The organism is Lysinibacillus sp. NPDC097214, assembly GCF_050277945.1.
Taxonomy (GTDB): Bacteria; Bacillota; Bacilli; order Bacillales_A; family Planococcaceae; genus Lysinibacillus; species Lysinibacillus xylanilyticus_B.
Genome location: NZ_JBNNSS010000004.1, coordinates 297185 through 314736, shown reverse-complemented (window position 1 = coordinate 314736; position 17552 = coordinate 297185). Strand labels below are relative to the sequence as shown.

The 17552-nt window shown below is 31.1% G+C and carries 12 protein-coding genes and 1 other annotated feature; of the genes, 1 reads left to right on the top strand and 11 read right to left on the bottom strand.

Features of this window, described 5'->3' with window-relative positions; translation table 11 throughout:
* Positions 1-227 precede the first annotated feature (227 nt).
* The 3 genes from ACQKMI_RS11560 to ACQKMI_RS11550 all read right to left on the bottom strand — a co-directional run bounded on the left by ACQKMI_RS11560 (position 228) and on the right by ACQKMI_RS11550 (position 4174).
* A complete protein-coding gene (locus tag ACQKMI_RS11560) occupies positions 228-1769 on the bottom strand; it encodes a UvrD-helicase domain-containing protein (RefSeq protein ID WP_427488987.1) in 1542 nt (513 codons plus the stop codon).
* A complete protein-coding gene (locus ACQKMI_RS11555; protein WP_427488986.1) occupies positions 1750-3648 on the bottom strand; it encodes an ATP-dependent nuclease in 1899 nt (632 codons plus the stop codon). The genes ACQKMI_RS11560 and ACQKMI_RS11555 overlap by 20 nt, the downstream gene beginning before the upstream one ends.
* Positions 3649-3814: 166 nt before the next feature.
* The gene (locus ACQKMI_RS11550) at positions 3815-4174 is read right to left on the bottom strand and encodes a helix-turn-helix domain-containing protein (RefSeq protein ID WP_427488984.1); all 360 of its coding nucleotides are present in this window, start codon (positions 4172-4174) and stop codon (positions 3815-3817) included.
* 132 nt (positions 4175-4306) lie between these two features.
* On the opposite strand from ACQKMI_RS11550, the gene ACQKMI_RS11545 reads away from it, so the two are divergent.
* Positions 4307-5302 carry a DGQHR domain-containing protein gene (locus ACQKMI_RS11545; protein ID WP_241603747.1) on the top strand — a complete coding sequence of 332 codons (996 nt, stop codon included), beginning with the start codon at positions 4307-4309 and terminating at the stop codon, positions 5300-5302.
* A gap of 58 nt (positions 5303-5360) precedes the next feature.
* On the opposite strand, the gene ACQKMI_RS11540 is transcribed toward ACQKMI_RS11545, so the two are convergent.
* The 8 genes from ACQKMI_RS11540 to ACQKMI_RS11505 all read right to left on the bottom strand — a co-directional run bounded on the left by ACQKMI_RS11540 (position 5361) and on the right by ACQKMI_RS11505 (position 17541).
* Positions 5361-6938: a hypothetical protein gene (locus ACQKMI_RS11540; RefSeq protein ID WP_427488982.1), complete on the bottom strand. Its 1578-nt coding sequence runs from the start codon at positions 6936-6938 to the stop codon at positions 5361-5363.
* Positions 6939-6951: 13 nt separating this feature from the next.
* Positions 6952-7926: an AAA family ATPase gene (locus tag ACQKMI_RS11535; protein WP_427488980.1), complete on the bottom strand. Its 975-nt coding sequence runs from the start codon at positions 7924-7926 to the stop codon at positions 6952-6954.
* A 12-nt stretch (positions 7927-7938) separates the two neighbouring features.
* On the bottom strand, positions 7939-10125 hold the full coding sequence (locus ACQKMI_RS11530; RefSeq protein WP_427488978.1) for a hypothetical protein: 2187 nt from the start codon (positions 10123-10125) through the stop codon (positions 7939-7941).
* Positions 10116-10751, bottom strand: coding sequence for a TnsA endonuclease N-terminal domain-containing protein (locus tag ACQKMI_RS11525; RefSeq protein WP_427488976.1), 636 nt, complete (start codon positions 10749-10751; stop codon positions 10116-10118). Before ACQKMI_RS11525 ends, ACQKMI_RS11530 begins: the two co-directional genes overlap by 10 nt.
* 1392 nt (positions 10752-12143) lie before the next feature.
* Positions 12144-14000, bottom strand: a complete 1857-nt coding sequence (locus tag ACQKMI_RS11520) for an alpha/beta fold hydrolase (RefSeq protein ID WP_427488974.1) — start codon at positions 13998-14000, stop codon at positions 12144-12146.
* Positions 14001-14057: 57 nt separating this feature from the next.
* Entirely contained in the window at positions 14058-14624 is a 567-nt protein-coding gene (locus ACQKMI_RS11515; protein WP_427488972.1) for a TetR/AcrR family transcriptional regulator, read from the bottom strand.
* A 794-nt stretch (positions 14625-15418) separates the two neighbouring features.
* The gene (serS, locus tag ACQKMI_RS11510; RefSeq protein WP_427488970.1) at positions 15419-16699 is read right to left on the bottom strand and encodes a serine--tRNA ligase; all 1281 of its coding nucleotides are present in this window, start codon (positions 16697-16699) and stop codon (positions 15419-15421) included.
* A 129-nt stretch (positions 16700-16828) separates the two neighbouring features.
* Positions 16829-17044: a binding site (T-box leader), on the bottom strand.
* 293 nt (positions 17045-17337) lie between these two features.
* Positions 17338-17541, bottom strand: coding sequence for a hypothetical protein (locus tag ACQKMI_RS11505; protein ID WP_427488969.1), 204 nt, complete (start codon positions 17539-17541; stop codon positions 17338-17340).
* Between the last annotated feature and the right edge of the window lie 11 nt (positions 17542-17552).

Here is a 17552-nt window from a genome sequence, read left to right as displayed (position 1 = left end):
CCTGCCCTTTAGTTTAAGTACATTTCTTCACAAACTTCTATAAGTTATTCAACAATATGGCCCGTTTGTTGAACAAAAACATCCTGCATATCAACACAGGATGTTTAATCAAATTTTAATATAAATTATCAATCTTTGTTTTAAATAATCGAACTTTTTTTAATGATCAAACTTTTTTATAAAACTACAATTAAGTATTTTGGAAACACTTGTTCTAATATAATTAATTACTTCTCAGGCTTTTCTAAAACAGGATACAAAGACACATTCAATTTTTGAAGTAACATTTGGGTTTCTAGACTAATTGGCTTTAGACAAGCAATACAAAGTAACTCCTTCGGCCTACTAAATGCTACATACCCTAACCTGCTTGTATCCTGATTGCTATTTAACCGTGTATCTTTATCTTTTTCTAACCATTTCAATAATTCGTTTTCAGTTTTAGCTACAACTAGAACTGCATCTGCTTGTAATCCTTTTGATTTATGAATTGTTAAAAAAGAATCCTGATACAAATCGGCTTCACTAAAGGAATCCATACTTTGTGCAGATTGTCTAACTGTTAGTGCTTCTACAAATTTCTTTGCCTTTTCTTGGATAATAAATTGTGCCTTAGCTTCATTAATAGCACGTTTGAAATTAAATACACCTTCTATCGAGAGCAAGATTTCTTCCAAATCAGTTGGTTGCTTTTGATTGATAACATTAAATAGCAAAAAGCACTTCTTTCTCAATTCAACTTCATCTAATCCTAATGTTTCGGATAAATTACTTTTTTTTACGTTAAAAAATGCTGATAAAAAATCTAATATGGAAGTAATCAAAGGTACATTTTCTTTAGATTTATGATTGAGTGCTGTGGTTCGGAAATCGCCATATAATTTATTTTCAAATGCTAGAAAATATCTAGTTTTAGGCTGAATTTGAGCATAGTTCTCATCTTCACAAATATTATTAAATTCATCTATTATAGTATTAACTTTTGTTGATGATATAAATATTACCGCATTTTTCGATTCAATATCTGTATTAGCCCAATTTTGTTCAATACTCGAATGAAAGTTATTAATAAATTTCACTATTGTTTCACTCGACCGATAATTATTCTTTAATCGTTTTAAAATATATTTTCTTCCATTCGGTTTTTGTAATTCGTCTATCGGATGTTTTTTTATTTTATTTTTAAATCCCATTATACGTTGCTCTGGGTCGCCGACTAGAATAACCTGAGTTTTCTTTTCTTTGCGCAATTTCTCAATTATTTCAAATTGCCCATTTGAAGAATCTTGAAATTCATCCACAAACAAATATTTAATTCTATTACAAAAATGTTCTTTTACATTGGCATTTTCTATAATTTTTTTTGCTAATGTTTCAATATAATCATAAGTCACTATACCTTTTCTAGAAAGTTGTGCTTCAATATTTGCTTTGGTAACAAACTGATATTTAGACTCTTCTAATTCAATTTTATATTCTGTGATGATTAATTCATCTGATACAAACCCTAATATTTTCCCATAAGGCCTTATTAGAAATCTTAAAAGGAAACTATGTATAGTACCAATGAACACATTTGATTGAATTGTAGAATTCCCACCTAATCTCTCAATAATTTCATTAGTGGCCGCATTAGTATAAGTTATTACGGCTAATATCTTATTGCTTGGTAGTACCTCTATTTTATTTTTAATTAGGCTTATTAATTTTGTAGTTTTACCCGATCCAGCAGCAGCAATTATTAAAGTATTATCCAATTGTTTTTTCATACGCCTCACCTACTATGAATTCAAAAATTGAAGTTATGTACTCTGGTATCACGAATCCATTATTATCTTTTAATAATTCTTCATGCAAAGTAAAAGCAAAATCAGATTTGTCTCCTTCAATCTCACTAAAGTATATTTCCACATCAATTTCTTTTTCCCATAATTCTTCATACTTTTTATAGTTAATTTTATGAAGTGCTTTGAAGACTCGCTTTAAGATTGCATTTCCTTGATCCACTTTGTTATATTTAATTATTTCTTTTTCAAAAGTATCTTCATTGATGGCCACTTCAATTAAATGATTTGATTTAGCATATTTGATTTTTAAATTCTCTGCTCTATTTTCAGTTTTCTTTCCTTTATCTCTATCTGTAAGAACTCCACATTTAATGAAATAGCCGTTTTTTATTACTTCAAGGAAATGTTTGAACGCCACTCCATTAACATTTACAATAGTCGCTCCCATACTTTCTAAAGACTGTTTATACTTCATCTCAAAAAATAATGGTATTAATATTTGTTCGGAGATTCCTTCTACTAAAATTATTCTTCTTGCATAAAACATTGATGAATTAGTAGCATCTAAATATTTCCTTAAATATGTAATATGTTCTCTCCCTGCTTTTTGATCAGAAAAACCATCTAAAATATAATGAAAACATGTTTCCCCGTCTTCCCCATATAAAACAACTAAGTTGTTTAAGTCAATCGAAGTAGTAATATTTGTCGAATGAGATGTAATGATAATTTGAGTATCCTTTTTTGTTTCCTCTGGATGTGTATTTTTATTGATTTTGCTCAAATTTCTAGCTAAATGAGTTTGTAGATGGGGATGTAGGTGTGCTTCAGGTTCTTCAATTCCTATTACTCTAAATGCTAGTTCTGTTTTATCTTCTGTTTGAGAGGCAAGGTGTGATAGTATAAGTGAAATGAAAAGCAAATTATTTTTCCCTAAACCATTTCTTTCAATAGATATAGGATTTTCACCATACACTATACTTAGTTTTTTTATAATCTCTTTAACTTGGGGTGAAACAAAATTAAAATCTATATTATTCTTTTCCTTCGGGTTAGATAAAGAAATTTTATCCAAGTATTCAGTAATCTCCTCTTTTATTGAGACTAATTTTTTATTTTTCATTAACTCTTTATTTAAACTTGTAAGCATCGTTTGGATCTCAACAAAATCTGTTTCATAGTTTTTATTTAAGATTCGATACAGTAATTTATATTCCCCATTTGCATCAAGTTCCTTTCTTGCGTCTCTTAATGCATCCAAAACCTCTAATTTTAGCATTTTCAAAAAATATGGATCACATTTATTTGTAGGGTTATTACCTCCAAAGATTAAATATTCATATTGCTCAATAGGGAATTCCACATGAGTATGTAATTGATCCTCAGTAACCACATCTGTATTACGAAGAATAGTCAATTTAGCAAGTTGTTTTTCTAGCCACTCTGATTTTTTAAAACCTGATCTAACTCTAAATAAATATGTCAGTTGCGCTTTTGAAAGTGTTCCTTCAAAAAACCAATCTCCTACAACTGCTTTTTGATCCTCGTCTAAGTCATCTAGAATAATATCTACTTTTACCTCTGGAAACACCAAGTTATCAGCATCCATTTCACCAGGTAGCATTGCTACAACTGACTTTTTAAAAATATCTAATGTACGTGAATTAATGTCTTCCATGTCTAAAACACGTTTTTTAAACATAGTTATATCTTGGCTTAGTATTAATCCAATACAATTGAGAAGATTTGATTTCCCGATATTATTCTCTCCAATTATTGCAGTAAAAGGTTTCAAAGGTATAGTAAACTCCTTTTCACCAAAACTTCTGTAATTTTTTATAGAAACACTAGAAATATGCATCATTTACCCTCCAACTAATAATAATGGAAAATCACTACAAATCCATTATATACCATTTGCTATACTAATTTCTCTTCTAAATACAATTGTTATCCATTAAAATAATAAACAAAAAACCACTCTACTGAGTGGATTATTGAAGTCTCAAGTATAATCAATTTCCTGATTATTTATCTTTTTTTTCATACGTCTTAAACACTTCATTCGCAATATTAATAATTAAGCGAACTTCAGCTTCATTTCTATCTTCTACTAGGTTTTGTAAGATCATAATTAATTCTTTTTTTTCAAAGTACTTATTATTAAAATTTAGTGTATCAAAATTAACAATACTACTTGGTGTTTCTTCTAGGCCATCAATAATCTTTTCTAAGGACTGTATGGTAATATTCCTATCTCCTCGTTCAACCCCAGCCACATACGAAGTTTGGAGACCACATTTCTCAGCCAATTCTTCTTGAGTAAGTTTCTTTAACTTTCGGATCTCTTTGATATTGCTACCAATTAATTTGACTAAACTTTCCACAAAATCACCTCACATTTAGACTATGTGAGGTTTGTACTATCTTACAGTTGCATATAGTATAAATTTGATTGATATATGTACTTATAAGTACTATAATGTTTGAGTATTAAATTTTATTAAGGAGTTTTTATTATGAATAATAACTTACCTTCAAATATAGCAATAGAAAATGTATTACAATCTAAGATGCGCGGTCGTGTTACTTACCAGGGCTTTGTCTCATCTCAAATTGCAGTTAACTTTTCATACTCCAAACTTTATAACGATCCTTCTGGCAAAGGATATCAACGCCCTATAGATAAAAAACGATGTAAAGATTTTGCAAATTATCTTTCTCAAGGAGAAGAGGCACTTTACACACCGATTTTATTAAATGCTTCAGGAAATTGGGAGTTTCATGCATATGATGGTCAGAGAAGAAATTTTGGGAGATTAATATGTACAAAAAAAGCTACATTGATGGATGGGCAGCATAGATTAGGTGGGATTAGTGAATATATAAATGAAACAGATAGCACATTAAACGTTCCCTTTTTGGCTTTTCATTATTTAGATGAGGATGAAGAAATTAAATTATTTGATGTAATCAATTCAAAAGCTAAGGGTATAGGTACATCACTAAGTCGCTATTTAAATAGGGATAATGATGATATTAGCTGGGTTGCTACAAACTTAATACTTAAGCCAGAGAGTCCCTTCTTTAGTAAAGGAACATTAATCGGAAGAAGAACAAAAGAAAAAAATGTAACATTACAAAATCTGTACAACATCATAAAATTATTAACTAAAAAATCTGCTTTAGCAAATCTATCAAAAGAACGAAAACTAAATATTGCTTTATTTTACTTTAATTTAATAAAAGATTTGTTTCCAGAACAGTGGGATGATAACCAGTTATATAGGATGACACATATTACTTGTCTTAATGCATTGGCTATTGTTGGGAATGAAATAATTAATGACAATTATTCAATTAAATCTCAACAACCAGATTCTGTTCAATTAACTAAGCTTTTAAGTAATTTAAAAGAGATTGATTGGTTATCTTCAGGAAATTTGAAATATATAAAGGGTGCTGCAGGTTCTAAGATGTTAGCAGAAGATATTTTAAATTGCCTTAAAAACTAAATCAAACATATATAAAACCATTAAGGACAGCTTTCTTAATGGTTTTGCTTTCTAACTATCACTTCGGAAGAGTCCCTCTTTTATCCATATTAATTATTGCAATTTGGGATGGTGTTAGATATGGTTCATATTTTTTATTCTTATCAAAACCACAAATATTTTTTTCTTTTCGCATCTCCTGAATTAATTTTTTTAATTTTTTATACACATTTTGATAGTATATGGTAGTTTTTTGTATATTCTTATCAATTACAATCAAATGCATTGGTATTATATCAGGTAAAATATAATTACTTGACTTATATTTCGAAGGATATAGTATCAACTCTAAATATTCACAGAACCTTTCAAGTAATAAAAAGGATAGCAGACTACTTACAATCTTTTTTATTTGATTTAAATCGATTGAATCAAAATCATTTGTGATTTTAAAACAATTACCCAATAAATCTTCAAGATAATTACAATAAATACCTTTAGGATAAAGTGAAAATCTTTCTAAATAACACTCAAAGTTAAATATTCTTGTTTCTACTGGTCCTTGCTTTATTCTTTGAGATAGCTCTATTTCTTCAAACTCTTCTCTCCAAAATATAAATGCCAAAGCGAAACCGCAGTAAGAATCATTACTATTTAGCTCATTATTTAATTGAATACAAGTTTTATGGTTATTTAGGTGGTGATTCATCAGATATCTTTTAATTGTTTTATAGATTTCTCTGGATTGTATATATATATCATAGAACACAGCATCGATCTTATCTTTTTTTCTTAGTGAAAGAATATTATAACGATAATTGAAAGTGTATTTATAGGCACTAATAGAACTTTCTAATACTCTTTTTGAGGACAGAAAGTTAAATGAATATACTTCTTTTAGATCTGTTTTTTCTTTAAATTCTCTATTCAAATAGTAATTTTTTTTATAACTGATTAATGAACTTAAATTTGATTGATCTATTTCATTATATTTTCTTAAAATCCGTATTGGGTGGATTAATAAAGGGGTTTCTTTATTATGTTTATATAGGTTAAGAAGAAATAATAGTTCCTCATCTTTAATAGTAAATTTCTTTCTCCAATCCTTAAAAATTGAAATCACGTTGTTATTTTCTAATATACAAAAACCACATTCACAGGTAAACGGAGGGTTTGAAAAATTGGACAATAGGTATTTACCAAAGATCTTTCCACATTTTTCACAGCTATCTTCTAATGGTACATTGGGATGGAAAACACAACTTTTAAAAAGAGTCATCTGATGAAAAATACTGTGGAAACCACATTTAATACAACTGGGGCAAAAGGTAATAGTATCTCTGATAGTATAAGCATATGTTAAACCTAATATGGGTTTTATTTTTTTGTATATCAGTGAATTTCTACTATTCAAGTTTACCCCTAATATATCAAGAGATTTATTTTTATCTATACCAGATAAACTTACAAGATTTCTTAGATAATCACCTACACTTGTAATACGCTTTACTGATTTTACATTATTGTTTCCAAAAATACCGAGTAGATCATTATTATTGTATAAGGCGTTAGAAAATTTAAAACGTTCGAATATACACCAATTGGACATATAACTATGAATCCACTCCCTATCCCATACAAACTCTTTTTTTTCCATATTGCCCCCCCCTTTATTCAACATCTAATAAAACTAACTCAGATTGAATGTAACCCGAATTAATTATTGCTTTTTTGAAAAGATTTTTATTAAGTAGTTGAACATTTTCACCAAAAAAACCATAGGTTTTCAAGATATATTCTACAGACAGTGTAATGTATTGCATTGGTATTTCTTTGTTTTCTTGTAATCCTTTCTCTAATTGAAGTTCTAAATATACACCATGTAACTCCCCTGCATAGTTAACCAACCTAAACCCATTTTCAAAATGGTCCCTGTAATAATAATGAGTATATGACACATTTGAATTAACAGGAAATTCAGTTCCTTCATCATATTGCTCCAGAAGAATTTTAAAATCTTCTTCATTTTTTACCCCATTAAACTGATAGCTATCACTCATAAATCTACCTACTATTTGAAAATCCTTATTTTTAATAAATCTTTTTCTTCGGTCGATTAATTCATCATGTCCTACTAATATAGTAGTTAATACAATCCCATATTCATCTAACTCATTATATACATCCATAAGCCAATCATATTGGATTGCTGTTAGTTTTTGTGCATCATCAATGAAAATAACAATTTTATTTTGTTTTGATTTTTCTGCAGCATTTATAAAAAAATGTTTTAAACGGATTCTTTTTTCACTTGGTCTTCCTAGTTCCGGTGATGCATGTCCAACTCCCTCTAACAAATTCTCAAAAAATTTATATTCACTAGGATTTTTATGAGTTTTACATCTTATATGGAACATAGGAATATTTTGATCTAATTCTTTGGGTAGTACTTTTATTAGGTATTTAATAGCACGTGTCTTACCTAGGCGAGGGCGTCCATGAATAATAGCACCTGGAAATCTATTATCAATCCAGTTCCCTACTATATAACATAATTTATCAATTTCATTTGTTGCAATTAGATATTTCCCAGTGTCAACAGGGTGTTTTCCCAAAGGAACGTTTATATTTGATAAGTTCACCATAATATACACCACCTACAGAGAGATTGATTTTCTTTTATTTTTATTTTTGTTTTTTTCTACGTTTATTAAATGGTCATAGTAGTTTGTTTCTGTGATTTCAGGGTTGATGTTATTTAATCTAATTTCATCTTTATCTGAATTAGTGTTAGGCGTCGTAGAACTTTTTTCTTTTTGAATTAATTTTTGTTCTATGATTAAATCGTGAGTTGATTTGAATTCATCATTTTGTTTATTCCTAGGATTACCTCTAGAAATATTTTCAACAGTAGCGATTTTTCTGTCATCAATAACTTCTTGGTGTAGTATTTGTTGTTCTTTCTTTAACCTCACTTGAACTTTTTTCTTCTCTTTATTTTTCGAATCAATTTTATATCTCTTTTTATAGGATTTGAATTCAGCTAGTAGATTCCTAAGTTTTCTATCATTAATTGCATTTTCTTCTAAAAAAGCTTGAAAAGCATCCATGGGATCTTCATCTTCGGTATAATGAAAATATCGTTCGCGTTTAAATTTATTTATTGCATCTCTTATTTTTAAAGAATGCTGTACAGTTCCCCAATAACCACTACAAGTTAATACCCCATACTTTGAGCCATCCTGCCTATAAACTACAACTGAACGAAGATCCTCAGTATTAATCAAGATAATTACTTTTTCATTTACCATTGAAAAATCTTTACTAAGTTCAGGGCTAGAATAACGTTCTTGTTTATAATGTATAAATGGTCTTCTCCCTTGTTCCAAGCTCCCTTTAACGCTCCGTTCACAAGTTATTGGAAATAAATTAACTAAGTCTCTGTTTTCGATCGGAATAGTATTAATATGCATTCCTTGATTAATCCTACTTTCAAAGACCTCTAATGGAGTAAAGCCATCATTACCATCATGAGGTGTTGCATTGTAATTTGCTATAATTACCTCACATAATTCCTCAATCGCATCAGAAGTAATAGAATACTTAATTGCATTCTTTTCAGCATCTTTTCTTCGTGGATCCATTACATTACTACCTGTAGTTGAGGGGAGCCTATGAAAACTGTTCTCTTCAATTTTTTTGAAAAGTCGTTCAACAATTGGTCTTTTAACAGGAACTGCTATCGGTCCCATATTAATAGAACAACCTATTTGTTTTGTTAATAAATCTTTTATTTCATTTGAAAGATGTGATTTTGCATTGTCATAGCTTATTTCATCCCAAGTACCATATTCAACTTCAGAAAATTTTGATGAGGGAAAACCAGCATTTTTAGAATAGTCTAATCCTGGTATAGTAAGTTCTTTAGATTTCCAAGGTAAAATTGCTGATTGAAAACACTTTTTTACATCTTCTTGGTTATATTCCTTATTGAAAGATAAATGGTAACCTATAACTGCTCTAGTTGCTACGTCAACAACAGTTAATATCCAAATACGATCTATTGTATCTATTATTTCTTCACCCTTTGGCGTTTTATAGACAATTGCTGTTATTACATCAAGTTTATGACCATCAAATTCTACTCTTTCTAATGGTCTAGTGATTGTCGAATTTGAATTAATAGAATTATTTACATTATTTAAAAGCATATAGGATTGCGCCCCATTAATGCTAGCTACTTCTCGAATGTAATTATTAGAGATATCTTTAATAAACCTTTCAACTGACTTTCGGGCCAAGCTAGTCGTATTGAAAGGATACTCATTAGGTTTTATTCCTAATTTCCTACATTCATTAATAAACTTTCTATGCAAATTTTTTAAACTAATTTTACGTTCTCTAGCACTATTCTTTACTTTAGATTTTTTAAAATACTCCTCTATTAAAAAGGTTTTTAATTCAGGGAAATTCTTTAAAAGTAATTGGAATGCACCTGAATAATTAGTGATATCTTGATTATTAAGTGATTTCCTTTTATACGGAACAACCTTGTTATTGTGTAATAGAGCTCGGTATCCCATTATTTTATTATTATCGTCATAGATCATACATCTCAATGCTAAACGATAGATTTCACTTCTAAATAAGCCCGTTTCTAAAACTATTTGATTTATTGGTAGTTCGGTACTAAAGAAAAGGTCTATTGCTTCCTTTTTTGTATTAAAAATATTCAGTTCTTGTTCATTAAGATGACCTGTATATATTGCATCCCACGAAAAGATATTTATATCTTCAATTAAAACATCTTTTTCTGAAAAAAACCTTCGCATATTTATTTCCACACCTCCGAATACTTCCCTAAATGTTTTACTTCAAAATTACATTTAATACTTCCCTCATATAACAGATTGCATAAAATATAGAATAATGTTTGAAATTCGATTTTTGTCTCATTTGCTATTTGCAGAATAGTTTTTGGCTCTTCATTAATATGATTTTTTATAAAATCGATGGTCTGAGAATTTGGACTTATTGAATTATTAACTTGTTTTATTAATAATTTTAGATTTGATAATTTAATTGGATTCAGTCTGATTTCCCTCTCTGTTTTGATTGAATGTTTTTTTTGATTCGCCTTACACCAAACTTCTTGAACATAAATTTGTTTTTCAACAGATTTTTTTAATAAATCGTTGGAATATTTTATTTCAATAAATGTTTCCTCACCATCTATATATTTAACCCACATATCAATTATGGATGAATGTGTTCTACCGTCTTGAATGATTTCCATTTTAATCGGTTGTTCGCAGAAAGTAATTATAGCTGGATCAGTTTCTACCTGTAACCAATGCTCATATTCTAAATCGCTAAATAAATAGACTACTCTTTTTAATTTATTACTGTATGCCAACCACCTATTGTTGCCATATTTTTTACTAGCGTCAGTAATTAAAGGTTTGTACAATATAAGCACCTCGTCTTTTATTTTTTGAATTTTCAGAAAAAATAATGTATAGAAGTTCTTGTCTTTATTATACAAAATCTAAAAGTTCTTGTCCTTAATTTTGGACAAGAACTTTTAGACAAATTTTATAAGATTGTTATTTTATCAATGTTTAATAAAAATTATAATGTCTAAAAGTTCTTGTCCATATACAACAAGGACATGTATATGGACAAGAATCTACAGACAAAATATAATTCCCTACTTTTGAGACAAGAATGTCCAGACAAAGTCACGTTTTCAAAAGAAAAAATGGACAAGAAAGTCCAGACAGCTCATTTTTTAAAATACATGATTTTACATAAACCGTTGGGTTTGAAATTCCTCATATCCTTTAATATCTAAAACAAAGTTTGATCATTTTCTACATGTGCAGCTCCACAATAGCCATAACTTCATAAATTATCCTGGTTTACTTTAACTTTTTAATTTCTATTTTAGAGTAATTATATGTGTGATCTTCCTTATTTTTAAATGGACTGCTCTTTAGTGTTTGTATTGTAATAAAGAATAATTACTAAATGGTATTCAATCCCTATTTAACAACAACAAATGCAAAACCCTCATTTTAGCTAGTATTGATTAGATAATTCACCTAGCAAATTAACAGTCAATTGGTCTTCTATTATTGCATCTGTATGAACCAATTCTTTTGTCGTAATCCTCATTATCCTAGCTAATTGTTCAATACGTTCCGATTTTAGAGTACAATCTCCTTTTAACATAAATCCTACAAGTGCTTTACTTACACCTAATTGTTCAGCTAGCCATTCATAAGAAACTTATAATAAACAACATGGAAGTTCATTATAAGTTATTCTGAAGAACAATACTAAATAACCAGTCGTCAAATAAATTTCGACAACTGGTTAGGTGTATACTTTTTCGACTGTAATATATCAGCAATTTTCACTTCTACCTGTAAAAAGGATACTAAACATTAGTTTTTACAGAAGGAAGTTCTCATCTTCTTTTGCAAATTTATTTTCTATAAAAAACTTTTTTACTTTTTGCTGGTCGGCTATATAAATAATCAGCACTAGGGATTTAATGGCTCGACTACATGCAACATAAAATAATCTGTTTGTTTTATGAAAGATTATTACGTTCTTTCATGGGAGTTTAAGTATATTTCTTCACAAGGTGATTACATACCATGCGTAAGGAGCAATACTTTGTTCAATTCGCATTTTACTACCTCAGGATACTGATATGTACGCTGTAATTGATTAGCTGTTAGATTCTTAAGTAAATATATCCAGCGTTCATGTAGACAATCTTTTTTTCAAACAGTACGACTTTATTTCAAAGACACAACGATCTTACTACACGCTTTTTATTTATCCCACACTCTCATCTGCAAGTACTACTATTTTTTATTACCAAATTAGCCGTTTCACTCGGATGGTTAAGAGGAAAATGATGACCATATGGAACAAAATCAACCTTACCAAGATGCGAAGGAGCAGAATAGCCTCTGTCATAATCCCCCCAAATAATGTGAAGATTATACTTTGTTACTTCATTGAAATCACTTTGATAGTTTTTCAATAGTAAACTGTTAAGCTGAACCGTAGTATTTAAAATTCTAGGAGAAGTAAAACTGTTACTTATTTTTTTAATATAATGTTCAGGGATGCTCTCAGTACTTTCAAACAAACCATTACTTAATACATAACGCTCTATCAAATTAGTAGTTGCCAATTTCAATGTCCATTTGTTCATAAATTGAGGAACATTAAGTACTTTAGCATTTCTTTTAGCAACAGGTGGCTGAAGTAAAGTAATTGTATACTTCTTTTCTATATACTTTTGTACTAATGCTTCCAAAAGAATAAACGCACCAAATGAATGGCCAATTAGATGTGCACCATTAGTAGCTTTCTCCAATAACTTTTTCACTACATTCAAATAGATATCTAGAAGATTTTTCTCTCGTTTAAAAGGAGAACGTCCCAAACCTGGAAGATCCAAGATCCATACAGGTTGACCCGTTTTTTCATGAAGCTCTTGTCCTAAAGGAAATAAATCCTCTCCATCACTCAATAAACCATGTAATAAAATAAACGGTTTACCCTCTCCTTGTAATTGGTAAATGGTAGTGTTATCGCATAATGTTCGTTTAAATAAATGATTATGCTGGCTATTTGGATACATCATGCGATAATCCAGATCAGCTACTACGGCAGGGAAAAATTTCATTACATTTGTCTCCTTAAACCAATCTTCTCCCATAATCTTTTTCGCTGAACCATTTGAAAATGTTCGATTTGTAATAAAGTTTAGCCCATCAGCAGGAATTTGGGTTATTTTGCTTACGCCACTATTCATAAGTGCTTTCATAAATGGCAATGGGGCAGAGATTTTAGGTGCAGTCATATTCATACTTTCTGACATAGTATCTAATAATTCTGAAATATTCTGATCATGTTGTTTATCTTCAACAAGTGTATATGTTTGTATAGTTGGTTGCTCCAATCTGAAAACCTGCACAATAAACTTTGCTAGTTCATCGTTTGCAATAAGTGGTAATCTATATTCCTTACCTCCAGGAATCACTGGCAAGAGCCCTTTTCGCATACTCATCACAAGCAAGCCTAAGCCTCCTGTTTGCTCCGTACTCCCTGTTTTACTACTACCAACTACAGTTGGTGGATTAATTACTGAAAGCGGATAACCTACTGTTGATGCCTGCTGACGGATATAAAGATCTGCTAAAAACTTTGTTCTCTCATATGGATTTTTTATTTTCAAAAAATTGTTTCCTTCTTTAAACACATCTATCGCAATCTTGCTATTTTTATCATCAAAGGGACTCATATAGCCTACAACATGAATAAATTGTTGCAATCCCTTCAATTGATGAATATTTTTAGCAAATTCACTAATATGTTGGGCACCGTTCAAAAATACGGAAGCTGCCTCTTTGCTTGTCGCCTGAATATCCATGGGGCCTCCTGCGTGAATAATCACATCCGTTTTCAATACCAACTCCTTATCTTCAGCACTTAGACCTAAGTCTATTTTCGTCAAATCACCTTCAATAAAGTGCATAACTGCCTCGTTTAAGATGCCTCTTTCTTGATAAATGCGTGTTGCTTTACTTTTCGATCTCACTAATAGAAGAATTGTAACATGCTCTTTGGCTAATTCCTTCACTAATTGCTTTCCAATAAAACCTGTTCCACCAGTTAAAAATACTGTTCTCATATAAATCCTCCTTTTAGTACTATTCAGTACTAATTTGATGTAAAAAAAATGCTTCTTTTATCGAAGCAAGTTAAATAAATGATCTGCTGTTTTCATAATTACAGTTGCATCCTTCAGAGTTTCTGAAATAAATAGCGCTCCTTCAAGATTTGTAATAAAAAGAGATGCAACCTCGTCAATATTAATTGTCTTTCTAAATTCCCCATTCTCTACCCCTTGTTTAAGTAATAGAGAAACTTTCGTTTGTAATCCTGCAAAAAAAAGACCTATTTTTTCTTTTACTTTTGTGGCATTTGTAGGGCTTTGAATATAAAGCGTAATAAATGGACAGCTCCCCTTATATTCTCTCGTCTGAACTCCTTGTGATAATTGCTTTAAAAACAGTTGGATACGATCTTCAACTAATAATTGGTTTTGAGATAGTAAGCCATCAATTGCAGATTGATACATTTCAATCCAATAATCAACGACCCCTTCCAACAATTCTTCCTTATTAGAGAAGTGGTAATACACATTAGACTTTGAAACTTTACTTACACGAACTAATTCATCCATGCTTGTAAAAGCAAACCCTTTTTCTAAAAATAATGTTGCAGCTACTTCAATCACACGTTTTTGATTCATTAATTTTCCTCTCGTCATAATTAGTACTGTACAGTACTATAATAGGTGTTGCAAGTATTTTTGTTAGTTTAATAAAAAAATTGATCAAAAAAGCTATACTTTAATTGATTTTACTGTTAAAAATTATTCTCATTTTGAACAAAGTTGAACTGAAACCCAAAACTGTTTTGGATGGCTTGCAATTTTTCACTTGTGTTTTAACGCTAGGTTCATATATTTTTGAAAAGAAAACAAATATGTATTTTGGAAGATACATACGAATTTATTTTTGTAGTCACTAAATTGTTTAGAGGAGATGCTTTTATGACCATTTCAGTACATCATATTCGACATGCTACATCAATTATCTCAATAAATGGAAAATGATTACTGATTGATCCGATGTTGAGTGAAGCTGGTAAACTTTCACCTGTCCCTTTCACTAGAAATTATCGCAGAAATCCATTGACTTCATTGACTGTTTCACTTCACATTTTCGAAGATGTAGATGGTGTCTCAAGAAAATGGCCTTTTTCATGAAGAAAGACGCTTTCCTCATTACAGAAAAGCGCCCGATTGTGGAATAGCGGAATATGTGTCAGAGCTGTAAAATGTCATTTCTAAATTTTTTCTAATGCACCCCATCCTTGGTTATAGTAACATCTTTTTTAGTCTCGCTAAATTTCCTTTAAGAAAGTATTTTTTCAGCTCCACGGCGGTTACACCACCTTATACTATTAAAAGCATCTGTAAATCGATAAAAAGGCAATACAATTACCTGTTACAGGATATCTAAAATCGCTTTTACCCGTTATTTATTTTGGGGCAATTACTTCTTTTCCACCCATATGTGGTCTTAAAACTTCAGGAATTACTACGCTTCCATCGGCTTGTTGATAGTTTTCTAGTATAGCGGCAACTGTACGACCAATCGCAAGACCTGAACCGTTTAATGTGTGAACATATTCTGGTTTTACATTTGGGTCACGACGGAAGCGAATATTTGCGCGTCGTGCTTGGAAGTCCTCAAAGTTTGAACAAGAAGAAATTTCACGGTACATGTTTTGTGCTGGTATCCAAACTTCTAAATCATATTTCTTCGCTGCAGTAAAACCTAAATCAGCAGTACACATTTTTAGTTTACGATATGGTAAGCCCAGTAATTGCAGTACTTTTTCAGCATGACCTGTCAACAACTCTAACTGTTCATATGACTCCTCTGGTTTTACAAAGCGTACTAATTCTACTTTGTTGAATTGGTGCTGACGGATTAAACCACGTGTATCACGACCCGCAGAGCCTGCCTCTGAACGGAAGCACGGACTATAAGAAGCAAAGCCTTGTGGTAAAGCCTCAGCCAGTAAAATTTCATCACGATAGAAGTTTGTTACAGGTACCTCTGCCGTTGGAATCATGAAATAATCTGTTTCCTCTAATTTAAATAAATCTTCCTCAAATTTAGGGAGATTTCCAGTACCCGTCAAGCTATCACGATTAACAATGACAGGTGGCAGCATTTCCTCATAACCATGCTCTTCTGCATGTAAATCCATCATAAATGTCATTAACGCACGTTCTAAGCGAGCCCCCAGGCCGCGGTAGAATAAGAATCGGCTACCAGTTACTTTCGCGCCACGTTCAAAGTCCACAATTTTTAGATCTGTAGCTAGATCCCAGTGTGCTTTAATCTCAAAATTAAATGTTGGAATTTCGCCCCATGTATATTCCTCAACATTGTCATCTTCTGTTGTACCCACGGGAACAGATTCATGCGGAATGTTCGGCAGACGCATCATCATATCTTTAAAGCGCCCTTCTACATCATTTAATTGAATATCAAGCTCTTTAATTTCATCGCCCACTTGACGCATACGAGCAATCACTTCATCTGCATTTTCTTTGTTGCGCTTCATCACTGAAATTTGTTCAGATACTTTATTTCGTTCTGCCTTTAATTCTTCTGTTTTAGCAATTAACTCACGACGTTTTGCATCTAAATTTTCAAAGTCATCTAAGTTTCCTAAATCTTCATTACGTGTTAATAGCATTTCTTTAATTTCCGCGAAATTATCGCGTACGCGTTTAATATCTAACATAGTCATACCTCCAGTAGTTTAATGATGGGAATCGTTGCATCCATTAAGTCTTGGTGTAATTGCGTTGCAAGCTAAACTCGCATAGCTCCATTTTGAATAAAAATAAACACAAAAAAGCCCCCACCCCTAAAAAGGGACGAGAGCTACCCGCGTTGCCACCCAAATTGATTAGGCATATGCCTAATCCACTTATTTCATAACGGCATTTTAGCCGGCAACAGCCTACTTGCATTACTTCGACTGTGCAACTCCAGGACGGATTCACAAGTGCTTCTATCAGCTTCCACCAACCGCTGACTCTCTAAAAAAAACGTGATTGCTACTACTTCCCATCATCGTGTTCAGTTATTTAAATTTTAACCATACTGTACTATATTAAAACAGATTTTTCAAGTCATACCATAGGATACAAATTATTCTATAATCCTTAATACCTTTACAAGATACTCCACAATCTGGCCCTTAAATGGAAAAAGACGCATTCCTTACTAAAGAAATGCGCTCGATTGTGGAATAAAGAAATACTCTACAAAATAGTTTTTTTATCTTCAATGCTCTATTTTAAATCTGTCTCGGCTGGGGTAAATGCTTCCCATTGATTATATTTGGTTGTTATTGATGAAATAAACCAATACTCTTTAAATGGTTCTAAATTCTTCTCCATGTGCTCTTACTGTGCCACAACAATGCATATTTGGGTCAATTAGTGGCGCTAATGCATGCACACTTTCTGTTGCTGAATCAATGGAAAGACGTAGTTCGCTGTTAATCGAAAGGTCTGGTCGATTTCCTGCATTAACAATAAGCTCTTCAAATCCTGATAATAGCTTTTGTTTCTCCATTTATAGTACCA

Coding starts and splice junctions, on each gene's coding strand:
- ACQKMI_RS11520 (WP_427488974.1), bottom strand. CDS start 14,000: ATGAGAACAGTATTTTTAACTGGTGGAACAGGTTTTATTGGAAAGCAA.
- ACQKMI_RS11535 (WP_427488980.1), bottom strand. CDS start 7,926: ATGGTGAACTTATCAAATATAAACGTTCCTTTGGGAAAACACCCTGTT.
- ACQKMI_RS11515 (WP_427488972.1), bottom strand. CDS start 14,624: ATGAATCAAAAACGTGTGATTGAAGTAGCTGCAACATTATTTTTAGAA.
- ACQKMI_RS11545 (WP_241603747.1), top strand. CDS start 4,307: ATGAATAATAACTTACCTTCAAATATAGCAATAGAAAATGTATTACAA.
- ACQKMI_RS11555 (WP_427488986.1), bottom strand. CDS start 3,648: ATGCATATTTCTAGTGTTTCTATAAAAAATTACAGAAGTTTTGGTGAA.
- ACQKMI_RS11540 (WP_427488982.1), bottom strand. CDS start 6,938: ATGGAAAAAAAAGAGTTTGTATGGGATAGGGAGTGGATTCATAGTTAT.
- serS (WP_427488970.1), bottom strand. CDS start 16,699: ATGTTAGATATTAAACGCGTACGCGATAATTTCGCGGAAATTAAAGAA.
- ACQKMI_RS11505 (WP_427488969.1), bottom strand. CDS start 17,541: ATGGAGAAACAAAAGCTATTATCAGGATTTGAAGAGCTTATTGTTAAT.
- ACQKMI_RS11560 (WP_427488987.1), bottom strand. CDS start 1,769: ATGAAAAAACAATTGGATAATACTTTAATAATTGCTGCTGCTGGATCG.